This is a genomic window from Methanocalculus sp., from assembly GCF_029762515.1.
Taxonomy (GTDB): Archaea; Halobacteriota; Methanomicrobia; order Methanomicrobiales; family Methanocorpusculaceae; genus Methanocalculus.
The window spans coordinates 1-2594 of record NZ_JARVGN010000334.1 but is presented as its reverse complement, the minus strand read 5'-3'; the positions used below and the strand labels follow the sequence as shown (position 1 = coordinate 2594).

General features: G+C 54.0%; 4 protein-coding genes. 1 reads left to right on the top strand and 3 read right to left on the bottom strand.

All coding sequences use genetic code 11. The features are described from left to right. On the top strand, positions 1 to 401 hold a 401-nt coding region (locus QCH34_RS10480; protein WP_300333850.1), incomplete at its 5' end, for a HEAT repeat domain-containing protein. Here the strand turns inward: QCH34_RS10480 and QCH34_RS10475 are convergent. From QCH34_RS10475 to QCH34_RS10465, 3 genes are all read right to left on the bottom strand, one after another. Continuing rightward, the gene (locus QCH34_RS10475; RefSeq protein WP_300333847.1) at positions 391 to 765 is read right to left on the bottom strand and encodes a hypothetical protein; all 375 of its coding nucleotides are present in this window, start codon (positions 763 to 765) and stop codon (positions 391 to 393) included. The genes QCH34_RS10480 and QCH34_RS10475 overlap by 11 nt on opposite strands. Further along, the gene (locus tag QCH34_RS10470; RefSeq protein ID WP_300333844.1) at positions 746 to 1378 is read right to left on the bottom strand and encodes an ArsR family transcriptional regulator; all 633 of its coding nucleotides are present in this window, start codon (positions 1376 to 1378) and stop codon (positions 746 to 748) included. Before QCH34_RS10470 ends, QCH34_RS10475 begins: the two co-directional genes overlap by 20 nt. Before the next feature lie 84 nt (positions 1379 to 1462). After that, positions 1463 to 2594 (bottom strand): IMP dehydrogenase (locus QCH34_RS10465; protein WP_300333841.1); only part of this gene is annotated, 1132 nt, incomplete at its 5' end.

Below are 2594 nucleotides of genomic sequence, written 5' to 3'. Positions count from 1 at the left end.
AAAATACCACAGAAACCCTGCTCAATTCCAGAACACCGATCCCTGAGCTGATCGAAGCCCTCAGGAATGAAGACAAGAATATCAGGAAAGATGCAGCAGAGATACTCGGCTCTCTTGGAGAAGAGGCGATCGCGCCTCTTTCCGCCCTCCTTGGAGATGAGTGGTGGGTTGTTCGGTACCGTGCCTGTGAGGCGCTTGGACTGATGGAGAAGCCCGATGCATACCCATACCTTCGTGCTGCGGTATCGGATGAGAGGGATCATGTCAGATATATGGCAGCAAAGGGGCTTGGCAGAATTGGGATACCGGAAGCGGCATCTGATCTTGAGCCGCTTCTTGAGGATGAGAACCCTTATGTCCGGAAGATGGCAGCCGGGAGCATCGCCCGGCTCAGAGGGTGAAGAAGACGGGCTTCCTGCAGAAGATATCGATCACCCCGTGCCTGATGGTATAGGTTGAGTGGAAGACATTGATCCGGGAAGGCAGGGGGATCCAGGTCTCGTGTTCGTTCACGACAATCGCCACCCGCTCGGACTCAATTCGTGCATAGGGTGCCGAGGTGAGCGTCGGCTCCGGAGGCAGATCTGCGGTAATATAAATCCGGTTCTCAGTCTCGATCATCTCATAGGGGAGATCAGGAGGCTGATGCTCCACCGGAACGAGGAGGTACCCGCCAAAACCTCCTTCGGGACGGAGTATACAGCCGATGATACGGAGGCTTCCCCTCCGGTATGAGCCGTCACCTTCAGGACTGTGGTGCTTCATAGATCCCCTCGATACGGTAGCGTTCACCATCCAGGGTAACAATACCCCTCATGACAAGGGTGGCAAGCGATGCCTGTACCGCAGATGCATCTGTTTCCATCACTTCAACCAGCTCATCAAGGGTGAGATCCTGATGAGAGAGGGTGATAATAATATCAAGATCGATATCATGCCCTTTGTCACCCTGATTCATTCTCATGATATCATTCATCGTCGCCTCAATATCCCGCTCAAGGTTCTCTAAAGTATCGAGGATACGCTCCCGTGCATATGCCATACGCCTCAGCATTGAAAGGGATTCGATCAGCCGGAGATCGGCCGATGGCAGGCTTGCAGTACGCTTCTCTCCTTTTGTATTCCTGAGCGAGACGACGAGATCAAATTCTGTCTGGAGGTAGTAGTATTTCCTCCTCCTCTCATCCTGGAAAAAGCCGATGAGTGCTTCCCGCTCCATCATGTTCAGGTGCTCGATCACCGCCTTCGGGGAGAGGATCAGCCGATCGGATATCTCGGTTACAAAGCACGGCTTCTGGCGAAGCAGTTCAATGATACGCCTTCGGTTGCGGTTTCCAAGGATATCGAGGAGGCGTGAGACCTCGAGATGATCAAGCATACTAACATAATGTTAGGATTTTAATTATAAAAAGATTTCTATAAGAGGATCTGATCTCCTCTCAATAACCCAAAAAAAGAAACATTATGATGAGAGCCGGTAGTTCGGAGCCTCATCTGTAATGACAATGTCATGCGGATGGCTCTCTTTCATCCCGGCGGCGGTGATCCTGATAAAGCGGGACCGCTTCTTCAGATCCTCAATTGTCCTCGCACCGGTATAGCCCATTGCAGACTTCAGGCCCCCGACGAGCTGGTACACCACATCCGAGACCTCCCCGACATAGGGGATTGCTCCTTCAACTCCCTCAGGAACAAACTTCGTTGCGCCGATCCCTTTTGCCTGGAAATACCGGTCGCTTGACTGGCCGCCAGTCATGACACCAAGCGATCCCATACCGCGGTACTGTTTGTACCGCCTGCCTTTGATGACAATGATCCTGCCGGGAGACTCATCGGTTCCGGCGAGCATGCTTCCGACCATGATGGAGTCGGCACCCGCGGCAATCGCCTTTGCGACATCGCCTGAGAAACGGATACCACCATCTGCAATGACCGGGACCCCCGCCTCGTGCATCACGTCGGAGACAGCGGCGATTGCAGAGATCTGGGGGAGTCCGACACCGGCAACAACCCTCGTTGTGCAGATGGAGCCGGGCCCGATACCGACCTTGATCCCGTCAACGACATCAACAAATTCCGAGGCCGCCTTTCCGGTGGCAATATTGCCTGCCACACAGTCGGCTTTTGCGCTCTCCTTAATATCACGGACTGATTTGACGACATTCATATTATGGCCATGGGCACAGTCGATCACGAGCGCATCAGCACCTGCTTCGTCAAGGAGCATCGCACGGTCGAAATCGAAGGGGCCGACTGCGGCAGCCACCCTCAGTTTGCCATGTTCATCGCGGTTTGCCCGCGGGAACTGGCGTTTCTGGAGGATATCCTGCATGGTGATGATCCCAAGAAGTGATCCCTTCTTGTTCAGCACCGGCAGACGCTCGACTTTCTTCATGTACATCAGTTCGAGGGCCTGTTCAGGGGTGACATCCTCACCAACAGTAAATGGATCGTGTGTCATCACCTGTTCGACTGCATCCTCGCCACGCTTCCCAACGATTGCCCGGATATCACGCCTGCTGACGATCCCGATCAACTGGCCGTCCTCGACAACCGGGGCTCCGCCAATCCCATGCTCATTCATCAGGCGCTCG

Bases quoted from the DNA above. Each gene is read 5' to 3' on its own strand.
- QCH34_RS10475 (WP_300333847.1), bottom strand. From the start codon at position 765: ATGAAGCACCACAGTCCTGAAGGTGACGGCTCATACCGGAGGGGAAGC.
- QCH34_RS10470 (WP_300333844.1), bottom strand. From the start codon at position 1,378: ATGCTTGATCATCTCGAGGTCTCACGCCTCCTCGATATCCTTGGAAAC.